Origin of the sequence: Paenibacillus sp. OK003 (assembly GCF_900109515.1) — a bacterium.
GTDB classification, from domain to species: Bacteria; Bacillota; Bacilli; order Paenibacillales; family Paenibacillaceae; genus Paenibacillus; species Paenibacillus marchantiae.
In genome coordinates, this window is sequence record NZ_FOBD01000003.1 from 125157 (window position 1) to 144388 (window position 19232).

Consider the following 19232-nt stretch of genomic DNA (forward strand, 5'->3'; position numbering starts at 1 on the left):
TGGAGTAGGGCATTTACAATTAGTTAGAATCAATAGGATGTGGGGTGTGAACAAGGTATAGGTAATGCTAAATGGATTGTAATGAAGATTCAAATAAACTAAATCACGTAATGAATTGGAGATTTAATCAACAATGATGAAGAGCAAGAGCAATAATTGGAATGTATTTGGCCTGGCATTGCTGCTGGGTTTATTCTCAACATTAGGTCCATTTACGATTGATATGTATTTACCGGCTTTCCCTGAGATTGCAGGGAATTTCAATACAAGCGCATCACTTGTTCAGTTTAGTCTTACGGCTTGTTTATTAGGTCTAGGTATGGGACAACTCGTTATGGGTCCTTTGAGTGATGCTCACGGTAGACGTAAACCGTTGTTAATCTCCATGGCAGCCTATATTATTTGCTCCTTGGCGTGCGCTTTTGCTCCTAATATCGGACTATTAATTTTGTTTCGTTTCACTCAAGGATTTGCGGCTTCAGCAGGGATTGTCATTTCTCGTGCGATAGCTAGGGACCTTTATAGTGGACATGAACTTACTAAATTTTTCTCTTTGCTGCTGCTTGTAGGGAATTTAGGGCCTTTGGCAGCCCCGATCGCTGGAAGTGGCATTCTTTCATTCACGTCATGGATTGGTGTGTTTATCTCACTCTCATTTTTGGGCGTTTTCTTATTAATAATGACAAAGTGGGGCTTGAAGGAGTCCAATCCGCCTGAACGACGTATGGCTCCCGACTTTAAGCAGCAGTTGGGGAATTACAAAACGCTTCTGCGTGACCGCAAGTTTGTTGGCTACATGCTGGCACAGGGAATCATGACCGCGGGTGTCTTTGCATATGTAGCAGGAACACCGTTTATTTACCAAAATATTTATGGAGTCACACCAACTGTATTTGCGATATTGTTTGCCTCGAACGGGATCAGCTTGATCATCGGTTCTCAAATCGTGGGACGGTTGGCACAACGTATACCGGAGCAGACCCTTCTATTAGCTGGACTCTGGCTTGCTTTGGCGGCAAGCGCTGCTGCTTTGGTGGTAACTATAGTTCATGGTCCGCTGTTCGCTTTGGTCATTCCATTGTTCTTCTTCGTTTGCTCCATAGGGATTACGTCTACTGCGGCTTTCCCGCTTGCCATGGAGAGTCAAGCCAAGATGGCTGGAAGTGCGGCAGCACTACTCGGAGTTGTTCCTTTTCTTCTAGGTGCCCTGGTTGCCCCTCTGGTTGGTATCGCAGGTGAAGACACTGCTGTCCCGTTAGGACTCACTCTATTAATGACGAGTTTCGTTGCGATTCTTACTTACTTCCTACTCGTTAAAAACATCTCGCATCAAACCCCACAACATGTTCAGTCTGATCCTGACTTTAACTGAGAATATGAGGGTTCGACCCTATTAGATATAGAAAACCGTTGAACTTTAATTTAAAGACTCAACGGTTTTTTTTATTATGTGTAATGAAGGGAAAACGGCAAAGAAATTTCGAAAAGGCTAGCCCTTCGGGATCTTCCGATAGCTGGAAGGGGAGTATCCTGATATCTTTTTGAAGAGCCGGGAGAAATAATAGGGATCACTAATGCCCACTGCATAGCTGACTTCCTTAATACTCAGTTCGGTAAGATCGAGAAGATGACCAGCCCGCTGAATCTTGAGCCGCAGGAAATATTCGATCGGAGCGACGCCCGTTTCAGAATTAAACAGAAAGATCAGATGCTGTTTCGACACCCCGACATGCTTAGCCAACTCCGTAAGAGAAATAGAGTCGCTCATATGTACATTCATGTATTGAATGGCCTGTTCCAGGTAAGATTCACGTTTCTTCTCTTGTGCCGATTTGACGGCATTTAAGCCAATCCGGGAGAGCAACTGTCGTGTAGTTTGGGCCACATGTACATGGGTAGTCAGGGCATATGTCCGCTCGGCCAGCATTTCATAGGTAGGTACGAACCATTCCATTAAACGGGCCTTGCCGCTTGGGGATAAAGCGAGGGATGCATTAGACAAACCAAACATTTTCACCAATCGATTCGCATGGCTTCCTTTGAAATGAAACCAGTAGATACTCCATGGATTCTCATACATTGCCCCGTAACGATGTGCAGTTTCGGGTGAGATTATCATCATATCTCCCTGCTGCACCATCATTCGCTCTCCATGATTCAGCTCAACCCATCCTTCTCCCGCTTCGCAAAAGATGAAAATATGCGATGGGCTGCCTTCCAGACGCTCCCTGAAATGATACTGAGCGTTGGGGAAATAGCCGATATCCGTAATAAATAAGGTAGAGGTCAGTTCTTCCTGTTCCAGTTCTTTCATCCAGTATTCCGGAAGCACATATAGCTTCTGCTCTACAAATCCTTCACGCTTGCGTATATGGTCAGGACCCATTCCAGTTACCCCCATAATTCATAATCAGAATAAGAATATAATCCATCACTTCCCGCATTTCGTCAATTGGAACCTGCCTTGCCAGAATATACAGTATAACTATCAAGCCAAGGGAGGCAGTTCTAACATGAAGCATGAGGCTGTGGATCACAAGCTGGAGGTGGATCCAACCGGGTCCAGTCAGGTAAGAGTGTGGGAGACAAGCGTGCTGATACCTACATATGAAGCGGGTGAAGCTGACCCGAATCCGATGTTTCTGGAGAACAGAGTCTATCAGGGAAGCTCTGGTCGTGTGTATCCGCATCCAGTGATCGAGAGTATCTCGGATGTGAAGCATGATAAAAATTACAAATTGGTTATTCTGGAGAATCAATATATCCGTATTGAGATCATGCCGGAAATCGGCGGTAGAATCTACCGCGCGCTTGACAAGACGAACCATTATGATTTTGTCTATTATAACCGCGTCATTAAGCCTGCGCTGGTGGGCCTTGCGGGTCCTTGGATCTCCGGAGGCATTGAATTTAACTGGCCGCAGCACCACCGTCCTAATACATTTGGCCCGGTTGAATACAAATACGAAGCAACTGGCGACGGCAGTGCTACAGTATGGGTAAGTGAGATTGACCGGATGTACGGTACAAAAGTTACAGCAGCCTTCAAGCTCTATCCCGACAAGGCCTATTTGGAGATCCATGCTCAATTGTACAACCGGACACCTGAGCCGCAGACCTTCCTATGGTGGGCAAATCCCGCTGTAGCGGTTAATGAATATACGCAATCCGTGTTTCCTCCAGACGTAACGGCTGTATTTGATCATGGCAAAAGGGATGTCTCGCGTTTCCCAATCGCTACCGGAACCTATTACAAACAGGATTATTCGGAAGGCGTAGATATTTCGCGGTATAAAAACATCCCGGTTCCGACCTCGTACATGGCTTATAAATCCGATTACAATTTCGTCGGCGCATATGATCACGGAGTAGAGGCCGGATTGCTGCATGTGGCAAATCATCATATTTCTCCTGGTAAGAAGCAATGGACCTGGGGGAATGGCGAGTTCGGCCAAGCGTGGGACCGTCAATTGACGGATGAGGATGGCCCGTACATTGAACTCATGACTGGAGTGTACACAGACAATCAGCCCGACTTCACTTGGCTACAGCCCTACGAGGAGAAGACCTTTACCCAGTATTTCATGCCTTACAAAAACATCGGTGTCGTAAAAAATGCCTCCATCGAAGCAGCCATCAATCTGGAAGTTGATGCTGAAGCCGGAGAGGCAGTGATCAAGGTATATGCAACATCTAAACTCGAACATGCCGTTGTGGAGTTGAGTGGGGCGGCAACCCGGTATTTGCAGGAAACGGTTGAATTGTCCCCGGTAAAGGTATATCAGAAGGTTATACCGCTGGAGGGCGGAGAGCAGGAGTGTAATTTGAAACTTTCTGTCCGAAATAGGGAGGGCAGGCTGCTGATTTCCTATCAACCGAAACGTAAGGATATTGAGCGCGTCCCTGAAGCTGCTAGACCACTGGCCGCACCCGAAGAACTGCGTTCAACTGAAGAACTGTATCTGGCTGGTCAGCATCTGGAGCAATATCGTCATGCCACGTTTGAGCCTGAAGCCTACTATCTGGAAGGCTTGAAGCGGGACAACGGAGATATCCGGTTGAATGTAGCTTATGGAACGTTACTGCTTCGCCGTGGATTATATATAGATAGCGAGCCGTATTTCCGCAAAGCGGTTGAGCGGTTGACCTGGCGTAATCCGAATCCTTATGACAGCGAGGCCTACTACCAGCTGGGGGTAGCACTGCGTGGCCAAGGCCTTTTGGATGAAGCGTTTGCTGCTTTTCACAAATCGGTATGGTCGGCAGCATGGCAGGATGCAGGGTACTTCTCACTTGCTCAGATTTCCAGTTTGAAAGGCCAGTACGCCGAGGCAATGGAACAGGTTGAGCGTTCACTCATCCGCAATTCCCGAAACTACAAAGCACGTAATCTGAAAGCCGCATTGCTGCGCAAGCTTGGGTTGTTTGATAAAGCAAAGGGCTATGCACTTGAAACCCTGGAATTGGATGTTGCGGATTTTGGAGCTTATAATGAGTTGGCGTTGGCTCATAAAGCTTTGGGAGACAAAGATGCTGCTCAAGGTATTCTGACTGAGTTGCAGCAATTGATGAGAAATGATGCCCACAACTATTTGAATGTCATCGCAGACTATATGGACAGCGGTCTCTACGAAGAAGCCATTGCAGTAGGGGAAAGAATAGTGAATCCAGAGAATTCCGTCTATCCGATGCTGCATTATGCACTCGCTGAATTATATGAACGTTGCGGACAATATAAACATGCTCAAGAAGCTCGCCGTAAGGGACAATTCGCTGATCCAATCTATTGTCTCCCGAACACGTTGTATGAACTTGAGCTGCTGGTAAGTGCAGTTCATGCGAATCCGGAGGACGACAAGGCTCATTACTATCTGGGGAATTTCTATTATGACAAAAAACGATCTATCGAGGCGATTGCGAGCTGGGAGAAATCCCGCGAACTGCGGGATGATTATCCGACGGTACACCGAAACTTGGGGTTGGCTTATTACAACAAGCAGAACAATCCGCAAGCGGCCCTAACTTCGCTTGAAAAGGCCTTTACTTGTGCACCGGATGATGGGCGTATTTTCTACGAACTGGACCAGCTGCGTAAGAAGCTAAGGTGGTCAACAGACGAACGCCTCCATATCCTTGAAGAGCGGCGAGATCTGGTTGAGAAGAGGGATGATCTGTATGTGGAATACGTAACCCTGCTAAACAATCTTGAATGTTATCAAGAGGCCATCGCTGCCCTGTCTCTGCGCAATTTCCATCCGTGGGAAGGTGGAGAGGGGAAAGTAACGGGACAATATAAGTTGGCTCATACTGAGCTTGGCAAACAAGCGCTGCAGAACGGTCATTATGAAGCAGCGGCTCAGCATTTACAACAAGCATTAGTCTATCCGCTGAATCTGGGTGAAGGGAAGTTGGAAGGAACTCAGGAGAACAATATTTATTATTATCTCGGCATGGCCTACGAAGGTCTGCAGCGGGAAAAAGAAGCCATCGCTAGTTACACCATAGCTTCACAGGGTTTGGCAGAGCCGACAAGTGCGTTGTTCTACAACGATCAGCCGCCAGAAATGATCTTTTACCAAGGGTTGGCCTGGTTGAAGCTCCGTAACGAGAAGGAAGCCAAGCGTCGCTTCAATAAACTGATTGATTATGCTGAAAAGCATATTTTTGACGATATCCAATTGGATTATTTTGCTGTATCCTTGCCGGATTTCCTGGTATTTGAGGATGATTTGAACCAGCGCAATGTAATCCATTGCCGATACATGAGAGGCTTGGGACTTCTGGGGCTTGGCCGTGACGAAGAAGCCGGAACCGAACTTGAGTTGGTTCTGAAAATGGAGCCAGCTCATCAAGGGGCAATGGTTCATAGAGGGTATCCCCGGCAATGGCGTGAAGGATTTCAACCTTGATGATACCTCAAATAGCATTGTCCATTGGTTGGGTCACAGAGGGAAAAATCTGTATTGCTAAAAACTAAAAAGAGGGTGTAATGATAATGGATGTAGCGCTTAGCAGGTTACCAAGCAAACTAACCATCACAATGTGGGATTTCTCCTGGTACACCATGACCTTACCGGGAGAACCATACAGCGACCTAGAGACGAGATTTAAGGAAGCGGTGGAGAGAGGCTACAATACGATCCGAATCTGTGCGATGCCCTTCTTATTATTTACGGCGGAAGGCAAACGGTCGGGCCCCCTACACTTCGGTAGCCTTGGTGAGATCGGACAGCGGACACGCTGGTACAACTGCCGGGGCGGCGCCGAGCTGGATGGTCATGCGCATTTACTGGAGTTGTTCAGACAGGCCAAGGCCCATGGCTGTTATATCATGCTGTCTTCGTGGGAATATCAGCAGAGCCCCAGTTTCCTGGCTTTTCCCGGGTTGCGCGACGAACTGGCCGCCATTGCTCCGGAGAAGCGTTTTATGGCTATTGCCAAGTCTATGGATCAGCTTATTCGATATATAAAAGCGGAAGGATACGACGAACAGATCATTTACGCAGAACTGCATAATGAGGTGGAGTTCGGGCAACTGACCGAGATTGGAACCGCTCAAGGCATTGCCTCGTCCAATGTACCGGCACTGGTGGAAGCCATGCAGCCTTACATTGAAGAGGCCGTAGGTTATCTTAGAAGTGTGCACCCCGATATTCTGATGACAGCAAGCTATACACTAAATGAAGCCTATCCCAAATCCTATGTAGCGGGAAATTTACAGGTTGCGCATTTTCATCTCTATATCAAAGGGGTATTGAATGAATTAACCGAAGCGGCAGGACTGGATGATGAGCAGGCAGTTTTTCCCGGCGCATTCGTCCAATCGCTCCTGAGGGAGGATGCGCCTCCATTTGAAGAGTACTCGCTACCCCGTGGCCAAGAATGGAGGATGGAAGGAAATCCGGTAGGGCTAAGGCTGCTTTATCTGCATGACTGGGTGGAGCCAGACCAATGGGATCTTTTTTTATACGACAATTACAGTAAACATAAGCTGGCAATGCTGCAAAAGGCAGATATGCGCTTGGAGGAAGCTCATGAATGGGCGGCTCATTCCGGGTTACCAGTCGTTATAGGGGAAGGATATGTTGGTTATACGCCGCTGTTAGCGGGATTCGAGGAAGGGCCTGTCGGTAAATTTATTGCAGAGTACGCGCTGCGAAAAGGAATGGCTCTTGGCTTCTGGGGAATGACGCTATGCTCTAACTGTGCACCGCATCATCCCTTCTGGGATGATATCGCCTGGCAACAGAAATGGAACCGATATATTCTTGAATCGAAATAGCTGTTATATTGGGCAAGAACCAAACTTTATGTTCTGCTTTTATCAGAAACGTCGTACATCAGAGTGAACACTTTACTATATCCGTAAACTACGACTAAAGGAAGAAAATAAGAAAAAAAGTCACTCCCCTAGATTTTCATCTGAATTAATTTCTTATTATTGACCAAATTTGAAATTTCATAAGGGCTACATCCCACTTTTGCATGATCAGGTTAGCCAGAATCTTCTGGTTGGCCTTTTTGTCGATTGAATAACGTGGTACTAGATGATAATGTGAATTAAGGGAGAGGCTTCCTCATTGGAGGGAATGAGCCTTGGGAGAGCTCGTCGATGCTATGTCCGTGATCCATTTGGCAAGTTAATCAACATTCTAGCTTATAGACATGGCTGTTCAAATTAAAGCATTTTCTTTAAAAAGTATTGTTTATTGACTTGAAGTATTGGTATTCTTTACTAGGATGTTATGATTGAATAAATATCTTAATTTCGAGGAGTATGCTGACATATAATTGAATCAGAATGATTAATGTTGGTGTCCAAGGTAAAAGCAGATTATTCATCACTATTAACGGGGGGAAACGAGAATGATGAATGTTTTGTTGGTGGATGATGAGCCGTGGGTACTGGAAGGTCTGCGAACAATGGTCAATTGGAACAAATACGGTTTTCAAATTTGTGGAGAGGCCGAGAACGGAAACGCTGCTTGGGCCATTATTGAGGATCTTCAGCCAGACCTGGTATTTACAGATGTTCATATGCCTTCCGTGAGCGGACTTGAGCTGATTGGCCGTTCGATGCAAAAACTAGCCAAACCGCCCCGATTTGTCATATTAAGCGGATACGATAGCTTCGATTATGCGAAAACAGCGCTGGAACAGCGTGTGGAGGATTATTTACTCAAACCCATTGATGAGGTTGAGATTGAAAACGTATTAGAACAGATGAGTCTTAAAATTCAGAACGAGCTTGTCTCAGAAAAATTGCATCAACACGAGCGTACTTTATATGTAAATTGTTTGTTCAACCGTCTGTTTCAAGGGGAGGACAGCAGCGAACTGCAAGCCGAAGTGGAACGTTTGTTGCAAATGGAAGGTCATGAGAACATGGCCTGTCTTTTAATTCAGACGGATTCATGCAATGAGGACATACAGTCACACGTACAGCGTTTTGCAAGCGCTCATCACTATGAATTTTTTATGGATGCTGAAGGAAGAATGGGTGTGTTTGCTGCTGAAATTGAAGATTCTTTGAGCTGGCTTGAGAGGCTGGGGGGAACCCTGTATGAGATGTATTCCAGTCAGGCATCGATCATTGTGGCATTTGGATATCATTCAGGTGGAGTAGTCGGAATGCGGCCGGCATTTGAAAAAGCGTTATCTGCGTTGGAATGGAAGCGTTATCAAAAAGGGAGCGGTATTATCCACGATCAAGATTTGCCACGGAACGGTAGCATGGCGACCGTGAACCAAAAAGCGTTGACGAACCTGTTTAAAACCATTTTAACGGGTGAAGAGGATGGACTGGAGATAAAGGTTCACGAACTGCTTGCAAATCCAGATTCAGGGCTGTCTGTGTCTGCTATAGAATATGTTCGGGTGCAGTTGCTTGCCCTAGAAATGGGAGTTCTCAAGCAGCTGAAGGAGCTGGATGGAGATGTAGACAGATTTGTGTTGCAGCTACAACAGATGTTGGGCGACTTAACCGACATTGACTCCTATCCTGCATTTCAGGAATATGCACTTATATTAAGTGTCAACGCTTTGAGAGCTCTGCAAGAGCAGCGGAAAGAAAAGGAATGCAGTACGATTTTCCGTGTAGTGCAGTATGTTAACCATGAGTTTCGGGAAAAGCTGCAGCTCCAGGAACTTGCACAGAAATTTCATATGAATGCCAACTATTTGGGGCAAGCCTTCAAACAGCAGACGGGCAAGTCTTTTCGGGAATATCTGAATGATAAACGGATGGAGGAAGCCAAGAGACTGCTGCGACAGAGCTGTTCCAGCATAGCCGAAGTTGCGGTCCATTCAGGGTACCCCAATGCCGATTATTTTGTAAGTCAGTTCAAGCGAATGACGGGGATGGCTCCTTCTGCATATCGGAAACAACCATAGATCTGACTACACAAGTAACGAATGAAGGATGGCGATGGAAGACATGTTTAAGAAATTCCGATTTCGCGGCATCGTGAACGATATCCCTTTGAACTACAAGTTTATGCTGATCTATGTTATCGGTATTTTGCTTCCGATCATAGCAAGCAATTATTTGTTCATGGATCGTATGTCGGGGCTAATCAAGGAACGGGAAGAACAGAATTTGCAAATCTCGCTGGAGCGAGCCAGAAAGGACATTCACACCATGATTGACGGGGGGATCGCTGTCAGTCACGCCTTAATCACGGACAAGCTGTTGTCCGAATCCATGGATCGTGTATACAACGGCCAACTGGATTTCTACAATACGTTCGATGAACAGCTTCGCCATCGGATGACTTCTTATATTCCTGTGAACAATCAGATCCAGCGAATCGGCATCTATACGGATAACCCAACCATCGTGTCTGGAGGGGATTATTATTACCTGGATAGCTCCATGAATGCCAGTGCCTGGTTCAGACAATGGGAAATGGCAGGGGAATCACTGAGTGTGCTCGCTTATCGCGATCAGGCAGTGAATGATCGCGCGGCGACCTCATCGTATTTTAGCGTAATTGAAAAAATGGACTATTACAACGTAGACAACTCCTACAAGAAGCTGGTGCGCATTGATTTTTACCTGAATCGATTCTATGACGTTATTGCGAGAGAGAAAAGTTCGCTGGACCTGTATCTGGTCAACGCCAAGAATCAGATTATCGTATCCGCAGATGACAAATATCAGGGTGAGATAGATAGTGATTATGCGTTATTTGATACGAGCAAGGCGGCGGACAAGGACCTACATATTGTTCCGATTGGCAATGCCAGCTATGTGAAAGGTTGGAAGCTCATTGGCGTGCCTCAGGAAACACGTGTCAAACAAGCAATGCTTTCCATGAAGCTTTATTTCGGCATGTTGGCCGGTATCATTACTTTGGTTACCTCCATCTTCATCTATGTCATGCTGCGTTCATACAATCATCGAGTGAAGCGTCTGTCCAGACATATGCAAAAGGTGGGGAATGAGAAATTTGATCTGATCAATATTGATGGTGGACAGGATGAGATAGGTCATCTCATTCGTAATTTCAATATGATGACCGCTCAGATCCATTCCTTAATCAATAATGTGTACAAGCTTGAAATTCAGCAGCGGAGCCAAGAGGCTGAGCGCATTCGCGCTGAGCTGAATTTGCTGCAAAGCCAGATGAATCCCCATTTTTTATTCAATACACTCAATGCGCTGTTGGTGGTCAGCACCAAAAACAATTATGCGGATGTCAAGGATATTATCAAGGACCTATCCAAGCTGCTTCGCCGTCTGTTGAATTGGAAGGACGATGTGGTCACGCTGGAAGAGGAAATGAGTTTTACGGTCATGTATCTGGGGATTGAAAAATTCCGTTTTCGAGACAAGTTTGAATTTTACATTGATATTAGCGATGAGGCGAGCCAGTATAGAATTCCAAAGATGAGTATCCAGCAATTGGCCGAGAATGCATGTAAACATGGAATTCAGGCTATTGAGGGGCTCGGTTATGTGAAGATTAAAGCGGAGGTTGTGAGCGAGCGCTTGCGTGTTGTTGTATCTGATAATGGTAAGGGCATGGACAAGGAACGGCTGCAAGAGGTTCTGTATCATATGCGAAGCAAGGAGGAGAGCGGGGGGAGTAATATTGGCATACGCAACGTATATCGCCGTCTTGAATTGTATTATGACGATAAAGTGGATTTTAACCTGGTGAGCAGAATAGGTGAGGGGACCGAGGTTTCCTTTGAGATTCCATTGCAACTGCTAGAGCATCAGGGTAAAGAAGGAGGTAGGAACAATGGCATTCAAAGTGCTGCTGATTGATGATGAGCCATGGGCACTAGAGGGCTTGCAGCTGTGGGTTCCATGGGAAAGTCTTGGCTTTGAGGTATGCGCGATGTGTGGCAACGGTGTGGAAGGGTTGGAACGAATGGAAGAGCTAAAGCCGGATCTTGTCATGGTTGATATTCAAATGCCGATCATGAATGGACTGGAAATGATTGAAGAATGGCGGCGTAGAGGCAACTGGTCGACCAAGTTCATTATTCTTACGGGGTACAGCGATTTTGAGTTTGCGCGAAAAGCGCTTAAATTCAAAGTTTCCGGTTATTTGTTAAAACCATTGGACGAGGAACAGGCGGAGTCCGAGATTCGCATGATGGGCATGGAACTGATGAAGGAGCAAGAGCAGCTTTATATTGGACAGATTGCATGGAGAGAGCAGGAAATGTTGACGATGAAGCAGGCTTTATTAGGCAAAGTGCTGTCTGCAGAAGGCACTCAACTAATGCAATCCCTGTCCCGGTCAGCTGAATCCTGGAATGTATGCCTGGTTCAGGTCTCCGAGAAAGAGTTTGGCCGGTGGAGCCGTCTTGCTTCAGAGGTTCTGAACGGACAGCATGTTATTTATATCATTCGTATGCGAAAAGATCTCGTATCCATTGTGTTCGGCGATGTTTCCCCCGGACAGCAGAGAACGAGTGAGAATTTAAGAAAACAATTAGAAACACTGGCTCGCCGTCTGGCGGGCTTTCGTACATATATGGCGATTGGCTCAACCGAATCATCTCTTCATCACATCAGCAACTCCCGAATAACAGCAGAGAAGGCGTTGCTGCACGCCTTTTATGAAGTGGAGGGGAACAGCATATTGGATTATGCCGATCTCCAGAACCACGATTTTCAAAGGCATAACCAACAGGTTGAACTGATCGAGCGAGTGCTGGGAGCACTTCAGCTCATTGATTACGCCAACTACCAGTCCGCTGTGGAGTTTATAGAGCAATCCTTTCGACAGATACGGGTCCACCCGGATGAGGCTCGAAAATTTGTGATTTACCTTCTTCATGAAATTCGGGCTTACATGAGGGCGCAAATGGCAGAAGATTCAGAGAATTACCGTTCGTTCGAAATCCCGGATCTGGATGAAGCACTGTTAACCTTTGATGATTTGATCGGCATGCTGCATTCGTGCGGTAGAGTCTGCTTTGAGTTATTGCTTAAAGAGAGTGTCTTCGAAGCGCAGGGTATTGTGCAGGATATCAACGACTACATTCATACGCATTTCCGGGATGCATTGACGATTAAGATGCTTGCGGAACGTTTTTTCCTGCATCCGGCTTACTTGGGACAACTGTTGATACGCAAAAATGGGATCGGCTTCAATGAGCTGCTTCATAACCTGAGGGTTGAGGAGGCATGTCGGTTGCTACAGATGAATCAGTACAAAAATAGCGAGGTCTCGGAAAAGGTTGGATACGCCAATTACCATCATTTTTTAAAACAATTTGAGAAACGTATTGGCATGTCTCCTAACGAATATAAGAAAACCTGAGCTTTTCTCGGAAAGAGCTATAATTCGAATATAGTTTCCATGTAGATGTAAATTTATAATTAAATTATTCAAATGAAAGGGCTTTCATATAGTGAGATCAAATTTTGGAGGTGCTTTATGGGGGACAGTAAAAAATCATTCTTTCGTATGGGGGCAACACTGTTATTGTCGTTGAGCGTTGTGCTAGCAGGTTGCTCAAGTGGCAATTCAGGCAGCGGAGAGGAGAGCAGTAAAGGTAGTGAGGTGGGGGCTGACAATCCGTTAGAAATCTCGGTATTCCTGAACGAGGCCGGACAACAGCCAACTGCTGACAACAAAATCTACAAAAAAATCAAGGATGAGCTTGGCGTTACATTCAAATTTGAATTTTTGGCTGGTGACAAAAACCAGAAGCTCGGCGTCATGATCGCCGGTGGAGACTATCCGGATCTGATCTCAGCCGATACCAAACTTACGGCAGCCGGTTCAGTCATACCGCTGGAAGATCTGATTGAAGAACACGCGCCTAATTTGAAGAAGCATTACGAGAAGTATTGGAATCAAATGAAGGACCCGAATGATGGACACATTTACTACCTGCCAAACTACGGTGCATACAACGGCGAAGTGGCTGATACGTACTACAGCGGACCTGCCTTTTGGATTCAAAAAGCCGTGTTGAAAGAGTTCGGTTATCCGACGCCAAAAACACTGGACGAATACTTTGACTTGATCGCGAAATACAAGGAAAAGTATCCAACCATTGACGGCAAACCGACAGTCGGGTTCGAGGTATTGAACTATGATTGGAAAAACTGGGGCTTGCTGAATCCGCCGCAGCATTTGATCGGTCATCCGAATGATGGTGGAGTGGTCGTCAACGATGGCAAAGCGGAGATCTTTGCAGACAAGGATTATGCCCAAAAGTACTATCAGAAGCTGAATGAAATCAATGCCCAAGGCTTGCTTGATAAGGAAGCGTTTGCACAGAACTACGACCAATATATGGCCAAATTGTCCAGTGGGGCCGTACTCGGCATGTTCGATCAACACTGGAATTTCCAAAGCGCGGAAGATTCACTCATAACGCAAGATAAAATTGAACGCACTTATGTAGGTTTCCCGCTCGTGTATGACAGCAGCACCAAAGACTATTATCGCGACCGCGCAGCACTGAATCTCAACAATGGTTTCGGTATTACCGTGAGTGCCAAAGACCCTGTAAAAATCCTCAAAGCGCTCGACAAACTGATGGAAGAAGATTGGCAGAAAACACTCACTTGGGGCATTCAGGATGAAGACTATTATGTCAATGAAGAAGGCCGCTTCATGAAAACCCAAGAACAACGCGACAATGCAGCGGATGCTGCCTGGAAACTGGCCAACAAAGCAGATGCATTCTATGGAACCGCACCGAAGATTGAAGGTTACTTTAGCGATGGCAACGCCACTTCAGCAAGCAATCAGCCAGAAGAATATCAAGCCAGCTTGAGACCGTTTGATAAGGAAGTTTTGGAGGCTTACGGTTTCAACAGCTATGTCGATTTCTTCAGTGCTCCACCTGAGAATCCGGTGACTTACCCTGCTTGGTCTGTCGATGTGGTAGAGGGATCTCCAGCCAAGATTGCCAATACGAAGTTGAACGAGTTGTCAACCAAATATTTGCCGAAAGCGATTTTGGCTAACCCGTCTGAATTCAGCAGTGTATGGAGCGAATACGTTTCCGAAATTCAAAAGCTGGATATCAAAGCGTATGAAGATCGTATCAATGAAGTATTGCAGTGGAGAATCGATAACTGGTCTGTGAAATAAGAGATTGCTGTCAGGAAGGAAGGCTACCTTCCTTCCTGATTTTTTTGAAGAACATATCGCTGGACGTTATTCCGTTCAATATAAAGATGGATAGGAGCCTGATATTATGGAGGAAATTGTAGTGGGAACCAAGCCGCTCCGCCCGAAGAAAAAACCGAAAATTAGGCAGATTACTTGGCAAAATATCAAAGCACAGAGACAGCTCATATGGATGTCTGTTCCTCTGCTTGCGTACATTATCATCTTTGCTTATGTGCCTGTATGGGGCTGGACGATGGCCTTTCAGGATTACAAACCGGCCAGAAGTTTCTCGCAGCAAACGTGGGTAGGGTTCAAGCATTTTCAATTTTTGTTCACGGATGACAATTTCTTGCGTGTGCTTCGCAATACGCTTGCCATGAGTATCATTAACATGATTTTAGGTTTCGTTACAGCCATTGTTTTGGCATTGTTACTCAATGAGATTAAGAAGATCATGTGGAAGCGGACGGTACAAACCATCTCTTATCTTCCTCACTTCTTATCATGGATTATCGTTACCGGCATCGTGGCGACATCGCTTGCTTCTGACGGCATTATCAACGATATCCTCATGAAACTACACTTAATCAACGAGCCGATCTTGTGGCTGACGGAAGGAAAGTATTTCTGGGGCGTTGTTGCAAGTTCTCATATTTGGAAAGAAGTCGGATGGAGCACCATTATTTATTTGGCGGCGATGGCCTCTATTGATCCGGCACAGTATGAAGCTGCCGATATTGATGGAGCCAATCGATATCAAAAAATGTGGAATGTCACTTTACCGGGAATCAAGCCTACCATTGTCATCCTGTTGATTATGTCGATTGGACATATTCTAGAAGCCGGCTTCGAGGTTCAGTATTTGCTGGGTAACGGGTTGGTTGTAGACTGGGCAGAAACGATTGATATCTTCGTGCTCAAATACGGGATTGCACAGGGCAACTATTCGCTCGCAACTGCAGGCGGAATATTCAAGACCGTGGTCAGCATTACAATGTTACTTGTAGCGAATTGGACCGCCAAGCGGCTTGGGGAAGAGAGGCTGTTATAATGACGAAAAAAACACCATTGTCTGGTTTAGGAAATACAGCGGCGCTTTCCGTGCGCCGCCCAGGTGGCAGAGGCATGGAACCGTTTCTGTTCAACACCTTTAACACCATCTTCATGGTTCTGCTGGTGATTGTGACGTTGTATCCATTTTTGAACACCATTGTGGTTTCGTTTAATGCAGGGAATGACACCATTCGAGGAGGCTTATATTTGTGGCCCCGCGATTTCACCATGCAGAATTACAAAGCCGTATTTGCATCAGGCACAATTTATAACGCATTTTTGGTTTCCGTTGCACGTACAGTATTATCCACCGTTCTGAACATTTTCTTGACCACCATGCTGGCTTATACGCTGAGTCGGCGCGATTATATTTTCCGCAAGCTGATTACGACCATTTTTGTGCTGACGATGTATTTCAATGCAGGGCTTATTCCGGGGTACTTCTTGATGAAGGACCTGCACTTAATCAATTCGTTCTGGGTGTATGTCTTACCATCGCTGATTAGTGCGTTCAACCTGATCGTTATTCGTACCTATATTTACACGATTCCCGAAAGTTTGATTGAATCAGCCAAAATTGACGGAGCAGGAGATTTCAGAATTTTCTGGAGAATTATTTTTCCACTGTGCAAACCTGTGCTGGCGACCATTGCGCTCTTTGTCGCAGTCGGCGCATGGAATTCCTGGTTCGATGCTTTTCTGTACACGTCATCACGTCAAGAGCTCAGTACACTGCAATACGAACTGATGAAACTGTTGTCTTCCAGTATGAACGCCAATAGTAATCCTTCCGTTGCCAACGGCGTGGGGGTGGAGCATTCAACACAGGTAACTCCAATTTCCATTCGTGCTGCAGTTACAATTGTCGCTTCTGTTCCGATCTTGCTGGTGTATCCGTTTATGCAAAAATACTTTGTCGTTGGACTAAATGTAGGGAGTGTGAAGGAATAGATGAAGCAGCTTCAAGCGAATACGATCTGTTATGCCAACCCGATCCTTCCCGGATTCTATCCGGATCCCAGCATCGTGAAGGCGGAAGAATATTTTTACCTCATATGCAGCTCGTTTGAATATTTTCCCGGAGTGCCGATCTTTCGGAGCCGGGATCTGATTCACTGGGAGCAGATTGGCAATGTATTGGATCGGGTCAGCCAGCTGGATTTGACCGGGCAGAAAAGCTCAGACGGGATTTATGCTCCTGCACTGCGTTACCATGAAGGTACATTTTATATGATTACGACAGATGTGAGAGGCATCGGCAATTTCTACGTTACGGCAACCGACCCTGCAGGCCCCTGGTCTGATCCGATTCGTATCCCATACGGGGGAATCGACCCATCGCTGTTTTTTGACGACGATGGCAAAGTGTACGTGACCGCCCAACAAGGCGCCGATTACGATTCTCATGCCATCCAATACGAGATTGACATCACCACAGGTGAAGCGCTCTCTGAACCACAAGTTGTCTGGCATGGGGATGAAGGGCCATGGACCGAAGGACCGCATCTTTACAAAATCAATGGGTTGTATTATATGATGTCTGCTTCAGGCGGGACGGCGAAGGAGCATCGTGAGATCATCGGTCGAAGCGATCGACCTTATGGTCCGTTTGAACGCTATCCTGAGCCCATCCTGACCCATCGCCATCTGGATCATCCAATTCAGTATCTGGGTCATGCCGATCTGGTGGAGGATCATCAAGGAGACTGGTGGGCCGTTTTCCTTGGCGTGCGTTTGACGGAGGACGGTTATAGCGTGCTTGGACGTGAAACCTTCCTCGCACCGGTCGTTTGGAACGAGGGGTGGCCCCATATTGATAACAATGAAGGAATCGTGAGTCTGGATATGAAGGTCCAGCGTTTGCCAATGGCATCACCTTCTTTGTCCCAGAGCCATACGGCCATCGTTGTCGGCCGGGACGAATTCGACGGAGAACTTGGGCCGCAATGGATGTTTGTGCGTAACCCGACAGAAGGGACATGCTCGCTTACGGAAAAACCAGGTTTGCTAACGCTGTATGGTCAGGCAGGAGGGCTTGGAGATGTAGGTCAGATTACGTTTGTTGGCCGCAGGCAGCAGCATATTCATGCCTGCTTTACGACCTGTCTGACATTCATGCCAGTTGCGGATGGAGAAGAAGCGGGACTGTGCGTTCGTCGGGATGAAGATGCGCACTATGAGCTTGGCATAAGCAGGTTGGATGGGCGAAACGTACTCTTTGCTCGCTTAACGGTGCGAGGAGAGTCGAACATGGTGCACGAGAGCGAGATTGCAACGGAGCAGTTATGGCTTCGAATCGAATCGACAGAGAAGGAATACAGATTGATATGTTCTGAGGATGGACAGGACTGGACAGTCTTGTGTGCAGGCTCGGCACGTGCCATATCTCCCGAGGATTTTGTACGCAAAATGTGCTTTACCGGATCAGTGGTCGGACTATATGCTACCGGCAATGGTCAGGCAAGCAGCACACCTGCATATTTTGATTGGTTCGAGTACTCGGTCTGATTCAGTCGCTAATAAACGATGCGAAAAAGGCAATTCAGAGGAGGGAAATCATGGGTACGTTTCGAGAAGAGGCACCACTGAAGGAATTATACAAGGATGCGTTCCACATTGGAGCAGCAGTGAATCCGAAGACAATTGAAAGCCAGCGTTCATTGCTTGCCTATCACTTCAACAGCCTGACGGCAGAAAATGAAATGAAATTCTCCAGTGTGCATCCAGAGCAGGAAAAGTATACGTTTGAGGATGCGGATGTCATCGCTTCTTTTGCCAGAGAGCAGGGCATGGCGCTGCGCGGTCACACGCTGGTCTGGCATAACCAGACTCCGAATTGGCTGTTCGAGAATGAAACTGGGGGACAGGTGGAACGAAGTGTATTGCTGGAGCGATTGAAGGCGCACATTCAGACCGTCGTTGGCAGATATAAGGACGTTATCTATGCTTGGGATGTTGTAAACGAGGTTATATCCGATGATGCGGATGACGAAAACGCATTCCTGCGCCCATCCAAATGGCTGGATATCGCCGGAGAGGATTTTATTGCGAAAGCGTTCGAATTCGCCCATGAAGCAGATCCGCAGGCGCTTTTATTCTATAACGATTATAACGAATCCGATCCGCATAAGCGGGAACGCATCTATCGGCTTGTTCGTTCATTACTCGATCAAGGCGTGCCGATTCATGGTGTCGGTTTGCAGGCACACTGGAATCTGTATGATCCGTCCCTGGATGATATGCGCGCCGCGATTGAGCGGTATGCGCAGCTTGGCCTGCAGCTTCAGCTCACCGAACTGGATGTATCGGTATTTCGCTTTGAGGACAGGCGTACAGATCTCGTTCAGCCATCGCAAGAAATGCTGGAATTGCAAGCTGAGCGATACGAATCTATCTTCCGCCTTCTCCACGAATATAAGGAACATATTAGCGCCGTGACCTTCTGGGGGGCTGCCGATGACTACACATGGCTCGACCATTTCCCTGTCCGAGGGCGGAAAAACTGGCCATTCCTGTTCGATGAGCTGCATCGTCCCAAGGAAGCCTACCAACGTGTTGCGCGAATTGCTCTACCCAAGTGAG

Annotated in this window: 12 protein-coding genes; 11 read left to right on the forward strand and 1 reads right to left on the reverse strand. The window is 46.6% G+C overall.

Annotated elements, in window-relative coordinates:
- The first annotated feature begins 133 nt into the window (after window positions 1-133).
- Window positions 134-1372, forward strand: a complete 1239-nt coding sequence (locus BMW94_RS05505; RefSeq protein ID WP_090995474.1) for a multidrug effflux MFS transporter — start codon at window positions 134-136, stop codon at window positions 1370-1372.
- Window positions 1373-1489: 117 nt separating this feature from the next.
- Here the strand turns inward: BMW94_RS05505 and BMW94_RS05510 are convergent, their stop codons facing one another.
- Complete coding sequence (locus BMW94_RS05510) at window positions 1490-2386, reverse strand: AraC family transcriptional regulator (protein WP_090995476.1); 897 nt, start codon at window positions 2384-2386, stop codon at window positions 1490-1492.
- A gap of 127 nt (window positions 2387-2513) precedes the next feature.
- Here BMW94_RS05510 and BMW94_RS05515 point away from each other — a divergent pair, with 127 nt between their 5' ends.
- From BMW94_RS05515 to BMW94_RS05560, 10 genes are all read left to right on the forward strand, one after another.
- On the forward strand, window positions 2514-5909 hold the full coding sequence (locus BMW94_RS05515; RefSeq protein WP_090995479.1) for a tetratricopeptide repeat protein: 3396 nt from the start codon (window positions 2514-2516) through the stop codon (window positions 5907-5909).
- Between the two features lie 86 nt (window positions 5910-5995).
- Window positions 5996-7282: a cellulase-like family protein gene (locus BMW94_RS05520; protein ID WP_090995482.1), complete on the forward strand. Its 1287-nt coding sequence runs from the start codon at window positions 5996-5998 to the stop codon at window positions 7280-7282.
- Between the two features lie 584 nt (window positions 7283-7866).
- On the forward strand, window positions 7867-9393 hold the full coding sequence (locus BMW94_RS05525; protein WP_090995485.1) for a response regulator transcription factor: 1527 nt from the start codon (window positions 7867-7869) through the stop codon (window positions 9391-9393).
- 43 nt (window positions 9394-9436) lie between these two features.
- A complete protein-coding gene (locus BMW94_RS05530; RefSeq protein WP_175480587.1) occupies window positions 9437-11275 on the forward strand; it encodes a sensor histidine kinase in 1839 nt (612 codons plus the stop codon).
- A complete protein-coding gene (locus BMW94_RS05535) occupies window positions 11250-12785 on the forward strand; it encodes a response regulator transcription factor (RefSeq protein WP_090995491.1) in 1536 nt (511 codons plus the stop codon). The genes BMW94_RS05530 and BMW94_RS05535 overlap by 26 nt, the downstream gene beginning before the upstream one ends.
- A gap of 117 nt (window positions 12786-12902) precedes the next feature.
- Window positions 12903-14576, forward strand: a complete 1674-nt coding sequence (locus BMW94_RS05540; protein ID WP_090995494.1) for a type 2 periplasmic-binding domain-containing protein — start codon at window positions 12903-12905, stop codon at window positions 14574-14576.
- 106 nt (window positions 14577-14682) lie between these two features.
- Window positions 14683-15648: an ABC transporter permease gene (locus tag BMW94_RS05545; RefSeq protein WP_090995497.1), complete on the forward strand. Its 966-nt coding sequence runs from the start codon at window positions 14683-14685 to the stop codon at window positions 15646-15648.
- Window positions 15648-16601 carry a carbohydrate ABC transporter permease gene (locus tag BMW94_RS05550; RefSeq protein WP_079693768.1) on the forward strand — a complete coding sequence of 318 codons (954 nt, stop codon included), beginning with the start codon at window positions 15648-15650 and terminating at the stop codon, window positions 16599-16601. Before BMW94_RS05545 ends, BMW94_RS05550 begins: the two co-directional genes overlap by 1 nt.
- Entirely contained in the window at window positions 16602-18158 is a 1557-nt protein-coding gene (locus BMW94_RS05555) for a glycoside hydrolase family 43 protein (protein ID WP_090995500.1), read from the forward strand.
- A 50-nt stretch (window positions 18159-18208) separates the two neighbouring features.
- Window positions 18209-19231: an endo-1,4-beta-xylanase gene (locus BMW94_RS05560; protein ID WP_090995503.1), complete on the forward strand. Its 1023-nt coding sequence runs from the start codon at window positions 18209-18211 to the stop codon at window positions 19229-19231.
- The last annotated feature ends 1 nt before the right edge of the window (window position 19232 follow it).

Excerpts from the sequence above, each read along its gene's own strand:
- BMW94_RS05555 (WP_090995500.1), top strand. The coding sequence starts at position 16,602 with ATGAAGCAGCTTCAAGCGAATACGATCTGTTATGCCAACCCGATCCTT.
- BMW94_RS05550 (WP_079693768.1), top strand. The coding sequence starts at position 15,648 with ATGACGAAAAAAACACCATTGTCTGGTTTAGGAAATACAGCGGCGCTT.
- BMW94_RS05545 (WP_090995497.1), top strand. The coding sequence starts at position 14,683 with ATGGAGGAAATTGTAGTGGGAACCAAGCCGCTCCGCCCGAAGAAAAAA.
- BMW94_RS05540 (WP_090995494.1), top strand. The coding sequence starts at position 12,903 with ATGGGGGACAGTAAAAAATCATTCTTTCGTATGGGGGCAACACTGTTA.
- BMW94_RS05510 (WP_090995476.1), bottom strand. The coding sequence starts at position 2,386 with ATGGGTCCTGACCATATACGCAAGCGTGAAGGATTTGTAGAGCAGAAG.
- BMW94_RS05520 (WP_090995482.1), top strand. The coding sequence starts at position 5,996 with ATGGATGTAGCGCTTAGCAGGTTACCAAGCAAACTAACCATCACAATG.
- BMW94_RS05515 (WP_090995479.1), top strand. The coding sequence starts at position 2,514 with ATGAAGCATGAGGCTGTGGATCACAAGCTGGAGGTGGATCCAACCGGG.
- BMW94_RS05530 (WP_175480587.1), top strand. The coding sequence starts at position 9,437 with ATGTTTAAGAAATTCCGATTTCGCGGCATCGTGAACGATATCCCTTTG.
- BMW94_RS05505 (WP_090995474.1), top strand. The coding sequence starts at position 134 with ATGATGAAGAGCAAGAGCAATAATTGGAATGTATTTGGCCTGGCATTG.
- BMW94_RS05535 (WP_090995491.1), top strand. The coding sequence starts at position 11,250 with ATGGCATTCAAAGTGCTGCTGATTGATGATGAGCCATGGGCACTAGAG.
- BMW94_RS05560 (WP_090995503.1), top strand. The coding sequence starts at position 18,209 with ATGGGTACGTTTCGAGAAGAGGCACCACTGAAGGAATTATACAAGGAT.
- BMW94_RS05525 (WP_090995485.1), top strand. The coding sequence starts at position 7,867 with ATGATGAATGTTTTGTTGGTGGATGATGAGCCGTGGGTACTGGAAGGT.